Here is an 18,533-nt window from a genome sequence, read left to right as displayed (position 1 = left end):
CGCGCCGCGGCATCCTCCTCCGGAAGGACCAGCGTGATCATCCGAAACGTGCGCCCGTGGGGCGCCGACCCTGCCGACGTCGAGCTCGACGGCGACCGCATCGCGGCCGTGCGTCCGCATGACGCCGACGCCGTGCCCGGCCCCGGCGACGTCGACGGACGCGGACGGCTGATCCTGCCGTCGTTCAGCGACGTGCACGTGCACCTCGACTCGTCGCGGATCGGCTTGCCCTTCCGCCCCCACACCGGAGCACCGGGCGTCTGGGGCATGATGCTCAACGACCGGGCGAACTGGCGCGACACCGCGATGCCGCACGCCGAGATCGTCGCGGGCACGCTCGAGCGGATGATCGCGCGCGGCACGACCCGCGTGCGTACCTACGCGCAGGTCGACGTGGACTGCAAGCTGGAGAAGTTCGACTCGGTGATCGCTGCGAAGGAGCGGTTCCGCGACCACGCCGATGTGCAGGTCATGACCTTCCCCCAGGCCGGAATCCTGCGCGAGGCAGGAACGGTGGACTACCTCGAGGAGTCGCTCCGTCAGGGTGCGGACGTCATGGGCGGCATCGACCCGTGCCAGCTGGATCGGGATCCGGTGAAGCATCTCGACATCGTGTTCGGCCTCGCCGAGAAGTACCAGGTCGAGGTCGACATCCACCTTCACGAACCGGGCGAGCTCGCCGTGTTCAGCACCGAGCTCGTGCTCGAGCGGACGCGTGCGCTCGGCATGCAGGGCAAGGTGACGATGTCGCACGCGTACTCCCTCGGGTCGGTGTCGGAGGCCGTGAGCCGCCGGCTGATCGACGAGTTCGCCGACCTCGACATCGCGATGGCGACGATCGCGCCATCCACGAGCGGCCACCTGTCGCTCGTGCAGCTCGCCGAGGCCGGAGTGCGCGTCGGGCTCGGCGAGGACGGGCAGCGCGACTACTGGAGCCCCTACGGCAACTGCGACATGCTCGACCGCACGTGGCAGCTCGCGTTCGTCAACGGCTTCCGCCGCGATGACCACATCGAGCTCGCGCTCGCCGTCGCCACGATGGGCGGGGCGTCGATCATGAGCCACTCGTCGCCCCGGGTCGCCGGAGTCGGCGACCGGCCGGGGGCCGCGCCCGGCGACCGCGCCGACCTCGTGCTGGTGGATGGCGAGACCCCGACGAGCGCCGTGATGGACCGCGGCGCAGACCGCACGGTGATCCACGACGGCCGGGTCGTCGCGGACGGACTCGAGGTCGTCGGCATCTGAACGCCGCGAGATGACGGATGCCTCGGACGCGCGCGGCGCGCGTCCGAGGCATCCGTCGTCAGCGGGTCAGCCTCCCTGCACCGTCAGGAAGATCTCGACCAGCTGACCCTCGTAGGTGTGGAAGAAGTGGTCGATGCCCTTGCCGTCCGACGAGTGGTCGGGGCCGCCCTTGCCCTTGGGCAGCGTGTCGCGCGTGAACGTGGTCAGGGACGTCGGGATCCCGGCGTCTTCGGCCATGGCGACGGCCTGGTCGACCTGATCGGGCGTGAGCGGTGCGCCGCCGAGGAACTCGTGCGCCGTCGCGAACAGCTCGGCGATGTACAGCGTCGCCCAGTTGGCCGAATGGGTCGCTCCCGCGTCGCCCTGGTCGCTGCGGTCCGGGATCCAGCATTCGTGCGCCGATGCCGCACCGGCTCCGCCGAGGACGAGCCCGACGGCCAGGGTCGCAGCGGCGATGGACTTCTTCAACATGACTTTCCTCCCCATGGGGTCCGGGTGACCCCACGGGAGCGGAGAGTCGGCGCGTGCGCGCCTGATACGAAGGGCTTCGAGGATGCCGCGGCTGTGGGCCGCGGCATCCGTCTCAGTCGAACATGCCGTCGAGGAGGCTGCCGATCACGAGACCGCCGAGGATGCCGCCCATGAGGTCGCCGCCTCCGGCACCGCGGCGACCGCCGCCCCAGCCGGCCTGCGGTCCGTAGCCGCCGCCCCACTGGTCGGGTTGAGGACGCGCGGTGTCGATGTCGCGCTGGGCGAGCTGGAGCCCCTCGCTGGCGAGGAAGGCCGCCCGGCGCGCCATCGCGAAGGCCTGCTCGCGGTGATCCTCGTCGATCGAGGTCGCGACGGCGGCCGACGTGCCGAGGTAGCGGTCGAGGTCGGCGCGGATGCGCTCGGCCTCGGCGAGGCGCGTGCGCGCGTCGGCGCCGATCCACCCACGGTGGCCAGCGATGACATCGCGCGCGACGGCCAGCTGCCGGTCGGCGTCGTCGATCGCGTGCCGGACATGCTCGAGCGGCGGGATCGGCCGCGCCGCGCGCTCGCGGGCGGCGGCGATCGCCTCGTCGAGCGCGGCGTTCGCCTCGCGCAGGCGCGAGAGCTGCTCGAACGGGTCGGTGTTGACGCCGGCGGCCGGCAGGGCGGCCAGCGCCGCCTGCAGCTCGCCGATCGCCGCGCTGACCGCGGGAGTGTGCGGCTCTTTCAGCGCGGCCGCGATGTCGCCTCGCGAGTCCTCGACGATCGCGGCCAGCGTCGACTCGGCGCGCAGCGCTTCGACCTCGAACGTCTCGACCGCATCGAGGAGGGTCTCGGCGCGGCGCACCGACTCCATCGCGGCCTCGAGGGCCATGTTCGCCTGCTCGCGTTGCCCGGCCTCGCGGCGGCGCTCGGCGACGCCGGCGCTGTGCTCCGCGAATCCGAGCAGCTGCTCCGCCTCGATCGGGTTCGCCTCGATCTGAGCCAGCGCATGCGCAGAATAGCGCGCGCCCATGCGCTGGACGGTCGAGCGGGCATCGGGCACGCGCACGCGCAGGCGCGCGGCATCCGCCCTCACGTTCGCGATGATCTCGGGGGCCCGCCGCGCGCGTTCGATGCGAGCCGCGAGTGCCTCGGTACGGTCGTCGAGCAGGTCTTCGGCCCACTCGCACAGCTGCGCGATGCGGGCGTTGCGGGTGCGCAGCTCTTCGCGGGTATCGGGGATCTCGTCGTGGTTGAGCTGGTGCAGGTGGAAGGCCTCCTGCAGGTGCGTCCGCACGGCATCGAGCGCCTCGCGCAACTCTCGCGTCGCGTCGGGGCCGAGCTCGGCCTCGGCGAAGACCAGCTCGTCGGTCGTCAGGCGGATGCGCTCGTCGGCGGCGACCAGCGCCGTCTGCGCGCGACGCGCGAGATCCGCGTCCTGTGCATCCAGCTCTTCCTGCTCACGCTTGCGCTTGCCCCAGAATCCGGCCATGGATCGATCCTACGGGCGCGGCTGGGAGCAAGCTGGCGCCTGTGGGCTCGACGCGTCCGCGTTCGCCGACAGCGTTGCCCGTGTCGGCGGTGCTGTCGAATGGGGGACGGATGCCTCAGCCGTCGCCGCGCTTGTATCGGGGCTTGCGATCGCCGCCGTCCCGGAAGCTCGAGCGCTTCGGGCCCCGGTCGTCGCGGTACGGCTTGCGGTCGCCGTCGGTGCGGCGCTGCGGTCGGCCGGCGTCGGGTCGAAGCTCGATGAGCTGCCCGGAGATGCGCGTGTCGGAGAGTCGGTCGAGCGTCTCGCGCGACAGGTTCGCCGGCAGCTCCACCAGCGAGAACGCCGGCATGATCTGGATCGCGCCGAAGTCGTCACGACGCAGGCCGCCCTCGTTCGCGAGGGCTCCGACGATCTGGCGCGGCTCGACGCGGTGGCGCTTGCCCACCGCGATGCGGTAGGTCGCGAAGCCCTCGCGCGGGGCGCGGCGTTCGGGGCGGTCGCCGCGGTCGGGACGGTCGCCCCGGTCGAAGCGGTCGCCGCGGTCGCGGTCGGTGCGCTCGCGCCGCTCGCGAGGCGCTTCGGGCTCGGGGTCGGGCTCGAGCAGCAGGGGAGTGTCGCCCTGCGCGACGATCGCGAGTGCGGCGGCGACATCGACCTCGGGCACGTCGTGGTTGCGGACGTAGTGGGCGACGATGTCGCGGAAGTCGTCGATGCGCTCCGAGTCGCCGAGTGCGGCGGTGATCCGGTCGTCGAAGCGAGACAGGCGCGTCTCGTTGACCTCGTCGACGCTCGGCAGCGACATCTGGGTCAGCTCCTGCCGGGTCGCGCGCTCGATCATCTTGACGAGGCCCCGCTCGCGCGGCGTCACGAAGCTGATCGCGTCGCCCGTGCGCCCGGCGCGGCCGGTGCGGCCGATGCGGTGCACGTACGACTCGGAGTCGGTCGGGATGTCGTAGTTGACGACGTGCGAGATGCGCTCGACGTCGAGGCCGCGCGCGGCGACGTCGGTCGCCACGAGGATGTCGAGCTTGCCGGACTTCAGCTGGTTCACGGTCTTCTCGCGCTGCGGCTGCGCCACGTCGCCGTTGATCGCGGCCGCGGAGTACCCGCGCGCGCGAAGCTTCTCGGCGATCTCCTCGGTGATCGAGCGAGTGCGGCCGAAGACGATCATCCCGTCGAAGTTCTCGACCTCGAGAATGCGCGTGAGCGCGTCCATCTTCTGCTGCCACTGCACGACGAGGTAGCGCTGGGCGACGGTCGCCGAGGTCTGCGTCTTGCCCTTGACCGTGATCTCTTCGGGGTCGTGCAGGTACTGCTTCGACATGCGACGGATCGCGGCCGGCATCGTGGCGGAGAAGAGCGCGACCTGCTTGGTCTCGGGGGTCTCGGCGAGGATGGTCTCGACATCCTCGGCGAAGCCCATCTTGAGCATCTCGTCGGCCTCGTCGAGCACGAGGTACTTCAGCTCGGAGAGATCGAGCGTGCCCTTCTCGAGGTGGTCGATGATGCGGCCGGGCGTCCCGACGACGATGTGGACGCCCCGGCGGAGCGCCGACAGTTGCACGCCATAGCCCTGGCCGCCGTAGACGGGGAGCACGTGCACGTCCTTGAGGTGCCCCGCGTACTTCTCGAAGGCCTCGCAGACCTGCAGCGCGAGCTCGCGCGTCGGTGCGAGAACGAGCGCCTGCGGCGACTTCTGCGACAGGTCGAGGCGGTCGATGATGGGCAGCGCGAACGCGGCGGTCTTGCCTGTTCCGGTCTGGGCGAGGCCGACGACATCGCGCCCGGCGAGGAGAGTGGGGATGGTCGCGGCCTGGATGGCCGAGGGGGTCTCGTATCCGATCTCGCGGAGGGCCTTGAGCACCGGCTCGCCCAGGGCCAGATCGGCGAACGTCATCGCGGCGGGCTCGGCCTGAGCCTCTGCCTCGATGGAAGAATCCGTGGAAGTCACGCTTAAGGGTAGTGCGTTGCACCTGGGAGACGACAGGATGCCGCGCCCGGGCCGGCGGCTCAGCGCGGGATGATGCTCTGCGCGGCGAGCTCGGTGATGTCGATCGGCTGCGTCGGCGGCAGCGCGATCGAGGCGGGGTCGACGCCCGGCACGATGGGGTTAATTGGCACGTCCTCTCGCGATGTGCATGGTGAAGGTCGTTCACTGTGGAGTGTCCGGTGGGGGCCGATTCGTCTCACGTGATGACGGTGCGGCGGGTGAGCTCGGGATGCCTCGGCGGGACGAGCCAGTTCGCCAGCGCGATCGCGAGCGGAAGCGCCACGACCAGGCTCGCGATCAGCCACCACGGGATGTCCGACAGCCGCTGCGTTCCCCCGGACTGGATCGAGAAGCCGATCGGGGGAAGTATGCCCGCGAGGGCGCCGGCGGCCGTGCCGAAGCCGGCGATGATCAGACCCTGCCAGAACCCGATGCGCCGCCGCAGCGACCGCGTGCCGCCGACCGCGGCGAGCGTCGCGTCATCGGGGCGCCGCTCGAAACGCGCGAGCCCGAGCGCGACGGCGCTCGCACCGAGGACGAGCACCGAGACGGCCGTCAGCAGCGGCACCACCCACCCGGCATCGCTCGGCGGGCCGTTCTCGACCGTCGGCGAGAGGCTGTAGTCGATCGTGCTGAGCAGCTGCGCCTGGGTCTGCAGCCGATCGCGTTCTGCTTGCGTGGGCGGCTCGGGCGTTGCGGCGATCACGCGCTCCGGAGTGAGCGTCATGCCGAGGCGCTCGGCCGTCGCCGGAGCGATCGCGATGCTCACCGGTTGAAGCGGGGCATCGACGACGATCGCTTCGAGTCGCTCCGACTCCGCCGGCTCGGCGACGGGAGGGGCATCCGGATGCCGCTGGAAGATGTTGTCGGGCACGCGACCCTCGTATTGATCCGCGCCCTCGTACGTCTCGATCGCGATCGAGTCGCCCGTGACGAAGCGATCGTCCGCCACGATGGCCGCGCCGGCGCGGTAGGCGGCGAGGTCGGACGCGGACAGGTCCACGCCGAGTGCTGTCTCGACGCCCTCGGCCGCGAGCACCACGATCGGGTTGCTCGGGTCCCGCCCGGTCGATTGGAAGCTGCCGCCCTCGGGGTCGAGCAGGTACTCCTCGGGAAGGATCGCGAGAGTGAAGGTCAGGTCGTCCGGGACCTCGGCAACGCTCGCGTACGACCACGCCAGTTGCTGGCGCGAGAGGACCGCGATCTCGTCCGCACCGGCGTCCTGCGCGAGCTGGGCGGCGGCAGTCGCCGCCGCTTCGGCGTCGTCCTCGCTGAGCTCGCCCGTCGTCATACCCGGACCCGGCCACATCGAGATCGCGATGCTGCCGGCCGGCGCCTGGTAGAACCACATGCGGGCGGTCTGTGCGGACAGCATCGAGGATTGGCCCAGAGCGAAGACGCCGAGAAACACCGTCGCGGCGATGGCGGCGAAAGCGGGAACCGTGCGCGAGGCATTGGCCGCGGCATCTCTCGACGCGAGTTTCGCTGCTGTGCTGACGCGCGACAGCCCGCGCGACGACACCCACAGCAGCCACCTGCCCGACAGCAGGATGCCGAACTGCGCGAGGATCGGGCCGACCACGATGCCGTAGGCGGGGATGTATCGCATCGGCGAGTCGTAGCCGAACGCATCCGTCGCGTTGATCGTCGCGACGGCGAAGGCGCTGAGCAGCGTGAGAACGACGCCCGCGAGCATCAGTATCGAACCCCAGACGGGGCGCGCGGCGAGGGGTTTCTGTGGGCGGCGGGCACCGCGCAGCGCCTGCAGCGCGTCAGTGCGCGCGACACGACGTGCGGGCACCCACGCCGACGCCGTACCGACGACGACCGCGAACACGAGGACGGCGGCGAGCAGCTCCCAGGGGATGTGGAAGCCCCAGAACTGCGTCGCGCGGCCCTCCGAGGTGAGCGTCATGACGAGGGCGGCGATTCCGACGCCGGCGACCACACCGACGGTGCCGCCGACGAGGCCGAGGGAGGTGCCCTGCAGGAGGATCGTCCGCGAGAGATCCCGGCGGTCCGCTCCGACGCTGGCCGCGACGGCGAGCGCGCGCTGCTGGCGGCGCGCGGCTACGGCGAACGCGGCGCCGGCGAGCATCACGACGACATAGCCCGCGAAGAGTCCGGCGACGGTCAGCATGAGCACGAGCGGCCACATCGCCGCCCATCGATCCGCGGACACCGGCGACGCGTACCACTGATTCGTGAACGGCGGCGGGTCGAGCACGACCTCGCGCGAGAACGCAACTACGCCGCCTTCGTCGTTGAGTCGCTGAACGTCCTTCCACGACAGAGCGAGGTCGGGCAGATACCAGTACGCCTCGCCGCCGACGACCTCGCGCGCCGACGACGGCAGGAACACCGCTGCGTCGCGATCCGCCAGGACCGCCGCGTCGAGCGTGCCGACGACGGTGTAGGTCTGCGCAGAGCCGGCCAGACGCAGGTCGCCGCCGATCGCGATCCCGAGGCGCTCGAGTCCGGCAGGAGTCACCATCGCCTCGCCCGGCGACGTCGGCCGGTCACCTTCGACGAGAGCGAATGCGCCCTCGAAGCGCGGATCCCAGGCCGGGCCCGCCCACGCGGGAAGCACCGCCGATCCGTCGCGCGTCTGCACGGTCGCCGTGCCGTTCGACAGCTCGACGACCTCGGTGCCGGCCGGCAGCATCGTCGTCGGGTCGTCGAGCGGCGAGCCGTCGGGGATCGTCATCGCGCCGTTGGGCTCGATGGGGTAGCCGTTCCACTCCGGCTCCGAGGGCACCTGCCAGAACCCGGCGTCCGGTACCGCGACGGGCTTGATCCATGCCTCCATCCGACCGAGCTCCACCGCGACGCGTTCGGCCGGGGTGGCGATGCTGCTCATCGCGAAGACGACGAACGCCGACATGCCGGCGATCGGCAGCGCCACGAGCGTCGTGACGAGCACGCTCGACACCCACGCCCGCCGCAGCTGCCGCCGAGCCATTCGGGCCGACACCCGCCACCGACGCCAGCCTGCGCCGCGACGCCGGGAAGCGGCATCCGCCATCGTCTCGGGAGGGGCGGACGCCTCGGCCGGCGCATCCAGCACCTCGGTCATCGTGCGCCCGTCAGCAGCGTCTCGGCGCCGTCGCGACGCGACTCGTCGACGATCCGGCCGTCGCGAAGGAAGACGATGCGATCGGCCCACGCCGCGTGGCGCGCTTCGTGGGTGACGAGGATGCCGGCGGCACCGGCATCCACCCTCGCCCGCAGCATCTTCAGCACCATCTCGCCGGTGACGGAGTCGAGGGCGCCGGTCGGCTCGTCGGCGAGGATGAGGCGGCGGCCGCCGACGACGGCACGTGCGATCGCGACGCGCTGCTGCTGACCGCCCGAGAGGTCGTCGGGATAGGCGTCCGCCTTCTCGGCGAGCCCCACCGAGGCGAGCGCGTCGCGACCGGCGCGGCGCGCGGCCCGCGACCGGAAGCCGTCGAGCTCGAGCGGCAGCGTCACGTTCTCGAGGGCGGTGAGCGTGGGGATGAGGTTGAAGTCCTGGAAGACGAACCCGAGCGAGCGCCGCCGCAGCTGCGCAAGCTGCTTCGGGGACTGCTCGCTCAGGTAGGCGCCCTCGATGACGACCTCACCCGTCGTCGGAGTCGCGAGCCCTCCGGCGATCGACAGCATCGTGGACTTGCCAGAGCCGGATGGTCCCATCACCGCCACGAGCTCGCCCTGCCGCACCTCGAAGTCGACGCCCGACAGCGCCGACACGGCGGTCGCGCCGCTGCCGTACTGCTGCGTCACACCGATGAGACGCAGCACGGTGTCGGTCATCGGGCCGGCTCCGCGGCGACGGATGCCTCGGCTCTGGCCGGCCGGCCGCGCTTGGGCTTCTCGGTCGAGAGCTGGAGTGCCATGGCGTGGTCGGGGTGGAGGGCGAGGCGCTGCTCGGTGTGGTCGAGCCAGCGCACCTCGGCCTCGGCGGCGAAGATCATGGAGTCGACGACGAGCGACCACGCGAGCTCCTCCGGGCCGTCGGGGTTCGCGCCGGCGTACTTGGCCCGATTGAGCTCCTGCAGCTGCGCGAGGGACGCGCGCCGCTGCGTCTGGATGATGTCGGCGACGTCGATCCCGGGAAGCGTCGCGGCGACCGCGAGCTTGATCGCGAGCTCGTCGCGCGTGCCCTGGGAACGCTGGACGGGGGAGGCCAGCCACTCCCGCACCTCGGCGGCTCCGGCATCCGTGATCTGCCAGTAGACGTGCCCGTGCTCGTCGACGTCGCGCTTCTCGACGAGCCCGTCGCGCTCGAGCCGGTCGAGCGTGTTGTAGATCTGGCCGACGTTGAGCGGCCACGTCGAGCCGGTGCGACGGTCGAACTCCGCTCGCAGCTGGTAGCCGTAACACGGCCCCTGATCGAGGATCGCGAGCAGGCTCTGACGTACCGACATGGGCATCTCCTGGGCTATACCGGGTATGTAATTGCCGAGTATATACATACTCGGAAATATCCCGGACGCCGCGCGTCGGCGCGTCTGGCTGAGACGGCGTGTCAGTCGGCCGGGGCGAGATTCGCGAGTGCCTCGGTGACGCCGGGCTTCGGGAGGCCGCATCCGTCCACCGGGTAGGCGGGCCGGATGGCGTGCCCCTCGTCGTCGACGAGCCACACGTCCGGCACCACAACGCCGATCGCGCTGCACGGTCCCGGCCACTTCGGATCGTTCGGCACGGCGAACGCTGCCAGGAGTGTCGACAGGTCGCCCTCGAGCCGGCGCGGCTCGATCGCGTCGGGAGCCGGAGCCGGCTCCGCCGCAGGCGGAGGCGTCTCTGCGAGTTGCCCGGGGTCGGCCAGGACGAGCGGCGGATCGGGGGTCGGTGCGAGCTCGAGCACGGGGTCGCACACGTAGACGGCGACCGGCTCGAAGTCGCGCGGGATGGCTCCCCAGCCGACGTCCCATTCGGCGGAGCAGTCCACCGCGGGACGCACGTCCGAAGGCGGCGGCACCGGCACGGCGTCGGGGTGCGACGCGCACGCCGTCAGCCCGAGCGCGCCCGCAGTGACCACGAAGACGGCCCAGGTGCGCGGCATCCGTCGCCGTCTCATCGCCTGCGTCGCCGTCATGTCTCCATGCTCGCCCACATCCAGCGCACGCCAAGGTCACGGGTGGATAACATAGGCACGTATGCCTGGGGCGATGCGCCCGGGGCGGCACCGGCGCCGACGCGCCGCACCCGACTGCCTGAAGATGGAGACACTCCGTGGCCAACCCCCTCGAGAAACTGCTTCGCGCTGGTGAGGGTCGCATCCTCCGGCGGCTCCAGCAGGTCGTGAAGGCCGTAGGCGCCCTTGAAGAGGACTACGAGCACCTGACCGACGAAGAGCTCCGGGGCGAGACCGCAGAGCTGCGGGCCCGCTACGAGGCAGGAGAGACGCTCGACCAGCTGATGCCGGAGGCGTTCGCCGCCGTCCGCGAGGCGGCCAAGCGCACGCTCGGCCAGCGCGCGTACGACGTGCAGCTCATGGGTGGAGCCGCGCTCCACCTCGGCAACATCGCCGAGATGAAGACCGGTGAAGGCAAGACGCTCACCGCCGCCTTCCCGGTGTACCTCAACGCCATCGCCGGCAAGGGCGTGCACGTCGTCACGGTCAACGACTTCCTCGCTTCTTACCAGTCGGAGCTGATGGGCCGCATCTACCGGGCGCTCGGCATGACCACCGGCAACATCGTCGCCGGCCAGACCCCCGAGGTTCGCCGCCAGCAGTACAACGCCGACATCACGTACGGCACCAACAACGAGTTCGGCTTCGACTACCTGCGCGACAACATGGCGTGGCGCAAGGAGGACCTCGTCCAGCGCGGCCACTTCTTCGCGATCGTCGACGAGGTCGACTCGATCCTCATCGACGAGGCGCGTACGCCGCTCATCATCTCGGGCCCGTCGTCGGGCGAGGCGAACCGGTGGTTCGTCGAGTTCGCAAAGATCGCCAAGACGCTCGAGGTCGGCGTCGACTACGAGGTCGACGAGAAGAAGCGCACGATCGGCGTGCTCGAGCCCGGCATCGAGAAGGTCGAGGACTACCTCGGCATCGACAACCTCTACGAGTCCGCCAACACCCCGCTCATCTCGTTCCTGAACAACTCGATCAAGGCGCTCGCCCTGTTCAAGCGCGATTCGGACTACGTCGTGATGAACGACGAGGTCATGATCGTCGACGAGCACACCGGCCGCATCCTCGTCGGGCGACGCTACAACGAGGGCATCCACCAGGCGATCGAGGCGAAGGAGGGCGTGCCGGTCAAGGCGGAGAATCAGACGCTCGCGACCGTCACTCTGCAGAACTACTTCCGCCTCTACGAGAAGCTCGCCGGCATGACCGGTACCGCCGAGACCGAGGCCGCGGAGTTCATGTCGACCTACAAGCTCGGCGTCGTCACGATCCCGACGAACAAGCCGATGATCCGCAAGGACATGCCCGACCTCGTCTACAAGAACGAGCAGGCCAAGTTCGGGCAGGTCGTCGAAGACATCGCAGACCGCCACGCGCAGGGCCAGCCGGTCCTCGTCGGCACCGTCAGCGTCGAGAAGAGCGAGTACCTGTCGCGACTGCTCGCGAAGAAGGGCATCAAGCACGAGGTCCTGAACGCGAAGAACCACGCGCGCGAGGCCGAGATCGTCGCCCGCGCGGGGCGCCTCGGCGCCGTCACGGTCGCCACCAACATGGCCGGCCGCGGCACCGACATCATGCTCGGCGGCAACGCCGAGTTCCTCGCGGTGCAGGAGATGAAGGCGAAGGGGCTCGACCCGGTCGAGACTCCGGACGAGTACGAAGCGGAATGGGATGCCGTCTACGAGGCGGTCCGCGACCGCGTCGCCGAGGAGGCCGCCAAGGTCATCGACGCCGGCGGCCTGTACGTGCTCGGCACCGAGCGTCACGAGTCGCGCCGTATCGACAACCAGCTGCGCGGTCGTTCGGGCCGTCAGGGCGACCCCGGTGAGAGCCGCTTCTACCTGTCGCTCACCGACGACCTCATGCGCCTGTTCCAGTCCGGCGCCGCCGAGGCGATCCTGGCCCGCACGAACTTCCCCGACGACGTCGCGATCGAGTCGGGCATGGTCACGCGCGCCATCAAGTCCGCGCAGAGCCAGGTCGAGGCGCGCAACGCCGAGATCCGCAAGAACGTCCTCAAGTACGACGACGTGCTCAACCGGCAGCGCGAGGCGATCTACTCGGACCGCCGCCACATCCTGCACGGCGACGACATCGCCGACCGCGTGCAGCACTTCATCGAAGACGCCATCAACGCCGTCATCGACGACCACACCGGATCGGGCCACAGCGAGAACTGGGACTTCGACGCGCTCTGGACGGAGCTGAAGACCCTGTACCCGGTGGGCGTGACCATCGACGAGGTCGTGGCCGAGGCGGCCGGTCGCAAGGGCGGCATCACCGCCGAGGGCCTCAAGCGAGAGATCCTCTCGGACGCCCGCATCGCATACGACAAGCGACAGGAGACGCTCGGCGAGGCCGCGACGCGCGAGCTCGAGCGCCGTGTCGTGCTGCAGGTGCTCGACCGCCGCTGGCGCGACCACCTCTACGAGATGGACTACCTCAAGGACGGCATCGGCCTGCGTGCGATGGCCCAGCGCGACCCGCTCATCGAGTACCAGCGCGAGGGGTACCAGATGTTCCAGGCGATGATGGGGCAGATCAAGGAGGAGTCGGTCGGCTACCTCTACAACCTCGAAGTCGAGGTCCGCCGTCAGGGCGAGGGCGAGGCCGTCACGCAGGTCGAGGCCAAGGGTCTGGGGGCGCAGCCCGTCGAGTCGCAGCGACTGCAGTATTCGGCGTCGAACGACGCCGGAGAGGTCGAGGTGCGCAACGATCGCGGCCAGGTGCAGCAGGCGGCGACCACGCGGCTGCGTCAGGCCGCGGCCGCCGCCGCGGCGGCACCGGCGCAGGCACCGGCCCAGGCTCCTGCGGCGGAAGCGCAGCGCGGGGCCTTCGGGCAGCGGACGGATGCCGCGGCCCAGCCGCCGCAGCAGGCACCGCAGAACCGGGCCCAGCGCCGCGCCGCCGAGAAGCGCAAGTAGCCCAGGCCGCGGGCCACGGGCGGTCCATTGGCCTCGCCCGGCCGCGGATATCCTGAGGCGATGAGTCCTCTCCGCACTCTCGACCAGTCCAGCAAGCTCAAGAACGTCCTCTACGAGATCCGCGGGCAGGCACTGGCCGAGGCCGACCGGCTGGAGGACGAGGGACACACGATCCTCAAGCTCAACACCGGCAACCCGGCGGTGTTCGGCTTCGAGGCGCCGTTCCAGATCGTGCGCGACATGATCGAGGCCGTGCCGCACGCGCACGGCTACAGCGACAGCCGGGGCATCATGTCGGCGCGTCGCGCCGTGGTGTCGCGCTACGAGCAGGTGCCGGGGTTCCCGCAGTTCGACCCCGACGACGTCTACCTCGGCAACGGCGTGTCGGAGCTCATCACGATGACGATGCAGGCTCTGCTCGACGAGGGCGACGAGGTGCTTATCCCCGCGCCCGATTACCCGCTGTGGACGGCCATGACGAGCCTGGCCGACGGCACGCCGGTGCACTACCTGTGCGACAGCACCGCCGGCTGGCAGCCCGACCTCGAAGACATCCGCGCCAAGATCACGCCGCGCACGAAGGCCATCGTCGTGATCAACCCCAACAACCCGACGGGTGCCGTGTACACGCGCGAGGTGCTCGAGGGCATCGTCGAGGTCGCCCGCGAGCACTCGCTCCTGCTGCTGTCGGACGAGATCTACGACCGCATCGTCTACGACGACGCGCAGCACATCCCGCTCGCGACGCTCGCCCCCGACCTGCTGTGCCTGACCTTCAACGGCCTGTCGAAGACGTACCGCGTCGCCGGGTACCGCTCCGGCTGGCTCGTGATCACCGGTCCCAAGAAGCACGCTGCCGGATTCCTCGAGGGCATCCAGCTCCTGGCCTCGACGCGGCTGTGCCCCAACGTGCCGGCCCAGCACGCCGTTCAGGCGGCGCTGTCGGGCGTGCAGTCCATCGACGCGCTGATCGCTCCCGACGGGCGGCTGCACGAGCAGCGGGATGCCGCGTGGGAGGGCCTCGAGCGCATCCCGGGAGTCACGTGCCTCAAGCCGCAGGGGGCTCTCTACGCCTTCCCGCGCCTCGACCCAGAGGTGCACGAGATCCATGACGACGGCAAGCTGGTCTACGACTTCCTCGTCGCCGAGCACGTGCTCCTGGTGCAGGGGACCGGCTTCAACTGGCCTTCGCCCGACCACCTCCGCATCGTGACGCTGCCCGAGGCGCGCGTGCTGTCGGAGGCGATCGAGCGGCTCGGCAATTTCCTCGCGTCGTACAAGCAGTGAGTCAACGGATGCCGCAGACGGCGGCATCCGTCAAGCCCCTCGTGAGCGCGCACATCGGCGCTCTACTGTCGCGCGTATGGCGATCCAACTGAACCAGCCTGCGCTGCGTCATGCGCGGGCGCTCATCCGTGAGGGCAAGGTCGTGCGAGACGAGCGGGACGACTGGTCCGAAGCCGCTCCGACCGCAGACGAGGAGAACGAGTTCATCGAGCGAGAAGGCTGGACGGAGTTCTCGCACTGGCACCTCGGCATCGACCGGAGCGAGAACGAGGAGACCAAGGGGGCGTACTCGTTCCCGGTGGGGGACTTCCGTCGCGTCCACCGCTCGGGGGTGATCTCGGCCGAGAGCCGGGCCGGGCAGTACGACCACTACGAGATCCGCGACGCGCTGAAATCCCTCCTCGAGCTCATCGACAAGGACGAGGAGAAGTGACGACCGGGCCGGCCACGACGCTGGGGTCGGCCCGCTCGCACGACTGAGTGCGCGTCAGAGCAGCGCCAGCGATGTGGCGCGCCAGCGCCCGTCCATGCCCTCGAGGCGCACCGCGAGCGCGCGGGTGCGGGCCGGTCCGCGCACGACGACGACAGCCTCGAGGATGCCGTCCGCGGGCGATGACTGGTGCACCGAGAGGATCGCGTGGACGGGGCGCTTGGCCGGCATGCCACGGGCGCTGCGCGCCCGCGCGGCGAGGTTGGCGCGCGTGACGAGCTTGCGATAAGGCTCCTCGGTGAGCCAGCGTGCGAGCTGGTCGACTTCGCGCACTCCCGCGAAGACCTCGAGCACGCCGAGGGTCAGGTTGCGCAGGAACGGCTCCGGCGAGGGGAGCGCGGTGGTGGGCGTCCGCTGCGGCGCGAAGAACTCGGAGAGCTCGACGTGCCGGGACGCATTCGTTGCGCGGGCGTATGCCGCGGGCGTCATTGCCATGGGTGCCTATCTCGACAGTGGGGGATGTCTTGGGGGACAGTAGAGCACACGGCGAACTCCCAGAAAAATCGCCTCGCCCGAACTGTGGATAACTCCGCACCCGGTCGGGCCGAGATGCTCTACTCTCGCGGAGTGCGCTGGGACCGGTTCTTCGACGACCTCGAGGATCAGCTCGCCTCCGAGTGGGAGGCGGAGCGTGCCGCGCTCGATACCGAGGCCGAGCGCCTGCGGCTCTCACGCGTGCAGCTCGTGGAGCGGCTCACGCTCCTCGTCGGCCGAGACGGCGTGCCCGCAGCGGCGTCGTTCGACCTGTCGGACGGCACGACGCTGCGTGCTCACGTGACGGGAGTCGGGGCGGACTGGGCGGCGCTCGCGCCCGCGGAGGGACCGCACGGAGCGGTCGTGGTCCCCTTCGCATCGCTCGTGGCGATCGGGATGCCGCACGCCGACCTGCTGCGCACCGCGCGGCCCGCGCCGCCTCGGTCGGCCCTCGCCGACCGGCTCACCTTCGGCTTCGTGCTCCGAGACCTCGTGCGCCGGCGCGCCGGCGTCGCGGTCCATCTCCGGGGCGGGCGCACACTCACCGGAACGATCGATCGCGCGGGCGCGGACCATCTCGACATCGCGCTGCATGAGCCGGGCGCGCCGCGCCGCGCCGACGCCGTCACGGGCTACCGCATCGTGCCCTTCGCGTCGATCGCGTGGCTGAGGGCGGACGCGGCACCCACGATGCCCTGAGGCACGTCGGCGAATCCAGCCGGAGCGCCGGCCGGACGGTGCCGTCAGTCCGGGTTGCGGACGAAGCCGGTGCCCCACAGCTCGGGGAAGCTCGCGGTCTGCGACTGCCGCCACAGCGCCATGCGCCGGGCCTCCTCGGCCTGGTCGTCGAGGTAGGCCGAGACGCTTGCGGCGTCGACGCGCCAGCGCGCGGGGGCACCCACACGCATCCCGCGCAGACGCCCGTCCATGACCAGCGCCATGACCTCGTCGACCGACACGCCGAGCACCTCGCCCACCTGTGCGGGCGCGAGCAGACGCGTGTCGGACGTCGGGTCATCGGACATGCCCCCATTATGGCCCTGCCCAGGGGGAGGGGGGCCGGCGCGGGAGGGGCTGTGGATAACGGGAAAGGGCCCCCGAGCGTTTGGGTGACGATGGAGGGCATGAGCGTCACCGAACCGGCCCGAGCGCCGCGTCGCGCCTTCTGGGGCGACGCGAGGTTCTTCCTCGGCATCCTCCTCGTCCTCGCGTCCGTCGCGGGCGTGTGGCTCGTCGTCGCGGCGGCCCGCCAGACGGTTCCGGTGTACGCCGCCGCACGCACGATCGTGCCCGGCGAGGCGATCGCAGCCGACGACCTCCGGGTCGTCGACGTGGCCCTCGGGCAGCTGTCGGACGCATACCTCTCGGCGGAGGATCTGAACGAGGCCGTGGTCGCGACGCGCACCATCGCCTCGGGAGAGCTCGTGCCCACGGCATCCGTCGGCGCGGCGGACTCCGCGCGCACTACGAGCGTCGTCGTCCGCAGCACCGTCGACGTGCCGGCATCGGTCACCGCCGGCACCGTCGTCGAGGTATGGGCCGCTCCGCCGCTCGAGCAGGGCGAGTACGACGAGCCGCGCATCCTCGTAGCCGACGCGACCGTCGTCTCGGTGACCCGCGACGACTCGATGATCGGCGGCGGGGCCGCCGCTCTCGAGCTGGTGATCCCGCGCGCCGATGTGGCGGCCACGCTCGCCGCGATGGCCGATGAGGCGGCGCTCTCGGTCGTGCCGACCGGGACGGGCTCGTGAAGGTCGTCGTCGCGGTCGATCATGGCGGTCCCCTCGCCGAAGGTCTCCGCCGCGAGGGCGTCGACGTCGTCGCGGTGGTCGCGGCATCCGCCCCCCTCCTCGCGGTCTCGGAGGAGGTACCCGGTGCCCAGGCGCACGAGGTGCTGCGTGCACTCGACGAGGCCGATGCGGTCGTCATCGAGGTCGCGCGCAGCACCATGTCGCCCGCCGTGGTGGCCCTGTGCGACCGAGCCGCGACGCGGATCGTGCCGCTGTGCGACGGCGCCGCGAGCGAGCGCCTGGCCGACGCGTGCGGGCTGGAAGCGCCCATCCTGCGCGACGCGGAGCCCTGGCGCATCGTCGAGACGCTGGCCGCGCCGCCGGCTCACCCCAACCCGGAGGCTCGCCCCCAGCCGCGGGTCATCGTCGTGTGGGGACCGGCGGGCGCTCCCGGCAGGTCGACGGTCGCGACCGAACTGGCGGTCGAGCTCGCGCGCGGCGGGCGCCACGTCGCCCTCGTCGACGCCGACACGCACGCGCCGTCGATCGCGCTGGCGCTGGGCCTCGCCGACGAGGGGCCGGGGTTCGCGGCCGCGTGCCGGCAGGCGGAGCTCGGCGGCCTCGATGCGCGCGAGCTCGCGCGCATCGCGATCCCGCTCGGGCGCTCCGGAGTCGACGTGCTGACGGGGATCAACCGCCCGTCCCGATGGCCGGAACTCGGCGAACGTCGGGTCGCCGGGGCGCTCGCGGCGTGTCGGGAGTGGGCGGACTACACCGTGGTCGACGTCGCAGGGTCGCTCGAGCGCGACGAAGAGATCATGAGCGACCTCGAGGCGCCCCGCCGCAACGCCGCGACGCTCGCCGCGCTGCGAGCCGCCGACCTCATCGTGGCCGTGGCCGGAGCCGACCCGGTCGGCGTCGCGCGCTTCCTGCGCGCGTTCTCCGAGCTGCGTGCGACGGTCGGGCTCACGCCCGTCGCCGTCGTCGCCAACCGGCTCCGGCCGGGCGCTCTCGGCATCGACGCGCGCGGACAGGTGCGCCGCACGCTGGACCGCTTCGGCGGCATCGACGACGTCTGGTTCCTGCCCCAGGATCCCCGTTCCGCGGATGCGGCGCTGCTGTCGGCCCGCCCGATCGCCGACGTCGCGCCGAAGTCCCCGCTGACCCTCGCGATCCGCCGGCTCGTCGGCGAGGCCGTCGTCCCGGCGACGCGTACCGCACCGTCCGAGGTCGTGACGCGGAAGCCGCCCCGCGGGCGACGCGCCCGTGCGGTCCGCCGCGCCGCCGAGCCGGCGGCGTGAGCGCGGCGCCCTAGGCTGGTTG

16 protein-coding genes are annotated in these 18,533 nt (G+C 71.1%); 7 read left to right on the top strand and 9 right to left on the bottom strand.

The window, feature by feature from the left end; genetic code table 11:
• Nucleotides 1–33: 33 nt before the first annotated feature.
• Nucleotides 34–1,245 carry an amidohydrolase family protein gene (locus AC3ANN_RS11785; protein ID WP_488337587.1) on the top strand — a complete coding sequence of 404 codons (1,212 nt, stop codon included), beginning with the start codon at nucleotides 34–36 and terminating at the stop codon, nucleotides 1,243–1,245.
• Nucleotides 1,246–1,311: 66 nt separating this feature from the next.
• Here AC3ANN_RS11785 and AC3ANN_RS11780 read toward each other — a convergent pair whose 3' ends face one another.
• From AC3ANN_RS11780 to AC3ANN_RS11750, 7 genes are all read right to left on the bottom strand, one after another.
• Nucleotides 1,312–1,716: a hypothetical protein gene (locus AC3ANN_RS11780; RefSeq protein ID WP_488337586.1), complete on the bottom strand. Its 405-nt coding sequence runs from the start codon at nucleotides 1,714–1,716 to the stop codon at nucleotides 1,312–1,314.
• Between the two features lie 112 nt (nucleotides 1,717–1,828).
• On the bottom strand, nucleotides 1,829–3,190 hold the full coding sequence (locus AC3ANN_RS11775) for a hypothetical protein (protein ID WP_488337585.1): 1,362 nt from the start codon (nucleotides 3,188–3,190) through the stop codon (nucleotides 1,829–1,831).
• A gap of 115 nt (nucleotides 3,191–3,305) precedes the next feature.
• Complete coding sequence (locus tag AC3ANN_RS11770) at nucleotides 3,306–5,087, bottom strand: DEAD/DEAH box helicase (protein ID WP_488340827.1); 1,782 nt, start codon at nucleotides 5,085–5,087, stop codon at nucleotides 3,306–3,308.
• Between the two features lie 289 nt (nucleotides 5,088–5,376).
• The gene (locus AC3ANN_RS11765) at nucleotides 5,377–8,256 is read right to left on the bottom strand and encodes an FtsX-like permease family protein (protein ID WP_488337584.1); all 2,880 of its coding nucleotides are present in this window, start codon (nucleotides 8,254–8,256) and stop codon (nucleotides 5,377–5,379) included.
• On the bottom strand, nucleotides 8,253–8,972 hold the full coding sequence (locus AC3ANN_RS11760; protein ID WP_488337583.1) for an ABC transporter ATP-binding protein: 720 nt from the start codon (nucleotides 8,970–8,972) through the stop codon (nucleotides 8,253–8,255). Before AC3ANN_RS11760 ends, AC3ANN_RS11765 begins: the two co-directional genes overlap by 4 nt.
• Nucleotides 8,969–9,586, bottom strand: a complete 618-nt coding sequence (locus AC3ANN_RS11755) for a PadR family transcriptional regulator (protein WP_488337582.1) — start codon at nucleotides 9,584–9,586, stop codon at nucleotides 8,969–8,971. The genes AC3ANN_RS11760 and AC3ANN_RS11755 overlap by 4 nt, the downstream gene beginning before the upstream one ends.
• Before the next feature lie 101 nt (nucleotides 9,587–9,687).
• Nucleotides 9,688–10,257 (bottom strand): hypothetical protein, encoded by a 570-nt coding sequence (locus AC3ANN_RS11750; RefSeq protein ID WP_488337581.1) that lies wholly within the window; start codon nucleotides 10,255–10,257, stop codon nucleotides 9,688–9,690.
• Nucleotides 10,258–10,394: 137 nt separating this feature from the next.
• On the opposite strand from AC3ANN_RS11750, the gene secA reads away from it, so the two are divergent.
• The 3 genes from secA to AC3ANN_RS11735 all read left to right on the top strand — a co-directional run bounded on the left by secA (nucleotide 10,395) and on the right by AC3ANN_RS11735 (nucleotide 14,949).
• The gene (gene secA, locus AC3ANN_RS11745) at nucleotides 10,395–13,229 is read left to right on the top strand and encodes a preprotein translocase subunit SecA (protein ID WP_488337580.1); all 2,835 of its coding nucleotides are present in this window, start codon (nucleotides 10,395–10,397) and stop codon (nucleotides 13,227–13,229) included.
• A gap of 60 nt (nucleotides 13,230–13,289) precedes the next feature.
• The gene (locus tag AC3ANN_RS11740; protein ID WP_488337579.1) at nucleotides 13,290–14,516 is read left to right on the top strand and encodes a pyridoxal phosphate-dependent aminotransferase; all 1,227 of its coding nucleotides are present in this window, start codon (nucleotides 13,290–13,292) and stop codon (nucleotides 14,514–14,516) included.
• Nucleotides 14,517–14,592: 76 nt separating this feature from the next.
• Nucleotides 14,593–14,949, top strand: a complete 357-nt coding sequence (locus tag AC3ANN_RS11735) for a hypothetical protein (RefSeq protein WP_488337578.1) — start codon at nucleotides 14,593–14,595, stop codon at nucleotides 14,947–14,949.
• Nucleotides 14,950–15,003: 54 nt separating this feature from the next.
• Here the strand turns inward: AC3ANN_RS11735 and AC3ANN_RS11730 are convergent, their stop codons facing one another.
• A complete protein-coding gene (locus AC3ANN_RS11730; protein WP_488337577.1) occupies nucleotides 15,004–15,441 on the bottom strand; it encodes an Rv3235 family protein in 438 nt (145 codons plus the stop codon).
• Nucleotides 15,442–15,573: 132 nt separating this feature from the next.
• Between AC3ANN_RS11730 and AC3ANN_RS11725 the strand changes: the two genes are divergently transcribed.
• Entirely contained in the window at nucleotides 15,574–16,179 is a 606-nt protein-coding gene (locus tag AC3ANN_RS11725) for a hypothetical protein (protein ID WP_488337576.1), read from the top strand.
• A gap of 44 nt (nucleotides 16,180–16,223) precedes the next feature.
• Here the strand turns inward: AC3ANN_RS11725 and AC3ANN_RS11720 are convergent, their stop codons facing one another.
• Nucleotides 16,224–16,505, bottom strand: coding sequence for a helix-turn-helix domain-containing protein (locus tag AC3ANN_RS11720; RefSeq protein WP_488337575.1), 282 nt, complete (start codon nucleotides 16,503–16,505; stop codon nucleotides 16,224–16,226).
• Between the two features lie 99 nt (nucleotides 16,506–16,604).
• Between AC3ANN_RS11720 and AC3ANN_RS11715 the strand changes: the two genes are divergently transcribed.
• Both AC3ANN_RS11715 and AC3ANN_RS11710 read left to right on the top strand, forming a co-directional pair.
• Nucleotides 16,605–17,231 carry an SAF domain-containing protein gene (locus AC3ANN_RS11715; RefSeq protein ID WP_488337574.1) on the top strand — a complete coding sequence of 209 codons (627 nt, stop codon included), beginning with the start codon at nucleotides 16,605–16,607 and terminating at the stop codon, nucleotides 17,229–17,231.
• Nucleotides 17,228–18,511 carry a CpaE/TadZ family protein gene (locus AC3ANN_RS11710; protein ID WP_488337573.1) on the top strand — a complete coding sequence of 428 codons (1,284 nt, stop codon included), beginning with the start codon at nucleotides 17,228–17,230 and terminating at the stop codon, nucleotides 18,509–18,511. The genes AC3ANN_RS11715 and AC3ANN_RS11710 overlap by 4 nt, the downstream gene beginning before the upstream one ends.
• Nucleotides 18,512–18,533 lie beyond the last annotated feature (22 nt).

The organism is Microbacterium sp. STRO-2N, from assembly GCF_057747775.1.
This window is presented reverse-complemented; position numbering and strand designations above follow the sequence as displayed.

Bases quoted from the DNA above. Each gene is read 5' to 3' on its own strand.
- AC3ANN_RS11770 (WP_488340827.1), bottom strand. From the start codon at position 5,087: ATGACGTTCGCCGATCTGGCCCTGGGCGAGCCGGTGCTCAAGGCCCTC.
- AC3ANN_RS11730 (WP_488337577.1), bottom strand. From the start codon at position 15,441: ATGGCAATGACGCCCGCGGCATACGCCCGCGCAACGAATGCGTCCCGG.
- AC3ANN_RS11750 (WP_488337581.1), bottom strand. From the start codon at position 10,257: ATGACGGCGACGCAGGCGATGAGACGGCGACGGATGCCGCGCACCTGG.
- AC3ANN_RS11735 (WP_488337578.1), top strand. From the start codon at position 14,593: ATGGCGATCCAACTGAACCAGCCTGCGCTGCGTCATGCGCGGGCGCTC.
- AC3ANN_RS11780 (WP_488337586.1), bottom strand. From the start codon at position 1,716: ATGTTGAAGAAGTCCATCGCCGCTGCGACCCTGGCCGTCGGGCTCGTC.
- AC3ANN_RS11755 (WP_488337582.1), bottom strand. From the start codon at position 9,586: ATGTCGGTACGTCAGAGCCTGCTCGCGATCCTCGATCAGGGGCCGTGT.
- AC3ANN_RS11720 (WP_488337575.1), bottom strand. From the start codon at position 16,505: ATGTCCGATGACCCGACGTCCGACACGCGTCTGCTCGCGCCCGCACAG.
- AC3ANN_RS11765 (WP_488337584.1), bottom strand. From the start codon at position 8,256: ATGACCGAGGTGCTGGATGCGCCGGCCGAGGCGTCCGCCCCTCCCGAG.
- AC3ANN_RS11775 (WP_488337585.1), bottom strand. From the start codon at position 3,190: ATGGCCGGATTCTGGGGCAAGCGCAAGCGTGAGCAGGAAGAGCTGGAT.
- AC3ANN_RS11760 (WP_488337583.1), bottom strand. From the start codon at position 8,972: ATGACCGACACCGTGCTGCGTCTCATCGGTGTGACGCAGCAGTACGGC.
- AC3ANN_RS11740 (WP_488337579.1), top strand. From the start codon at position 13,290: ATGAGTCCTCTCCGCACTCTCGACCAGTCCAGCAAGCTCAAGAACGTC.
- AC3ANN_RS11715 (WP_488337574.1), top strand. From the start codon at position 16,605: ATGAGCGTCACCGAACCGGCCCGAGCGCCGCGTCGCGCCTTCTGGGGC.